The 306-nt window shown below is 37.3% G+C and carries 1 protein-coding gene; it reads right to left on the minus strand.

Annotated features, from left to right (window positions below; genetic code table 11):
- Position 1: 1 nt before the first annotated feature.
- Positions 2–306, minus strand: a 305-nt coding sequence (locus KI356_RS27505) for a DedA family protein (RefSeq protein ID WP_212937041.1), incomplete at its 5' end; no start/stop codon positions are given.

Below are 306 nucleotides of genomic sequence, written 5' to 3' on the forward strand. Positions count from 1 at the left end.
CTTAAGCAAGCTTTTTACGTTTCTTTGACCATTTTTTTATTGCGAAATATAAAATAATAAGAACAACCCCGCCAACAGCGAACGATTTCACATATGGTCCAGCAACGTCATTTATATTACCCCAGTTTTCTCCAAGTTTTTCACCTAAATAAATGAAAATGATAGACCAAGGAATAATCGCAAGTCCTGTTAAAGTAATGAAGCGTGAAATTGGCATTTTTGTAATCCCGGCAGGAATTGAAATCGCATGGCGAACGACAGGAATGAAACGTGCTGTGAAAATTACGCCAGTTCCGTAACGATTAA

Origin of the sequence: Bacillus hominis, assembly GCF_018332515.1 — a bacterium.
Classification (GTDB): domain Bacteria; phylum Bacillota; class Bacilli; order Bacillales; family Bacillaceae_G; genus Bacillus_A; species Bacillus_A hominis.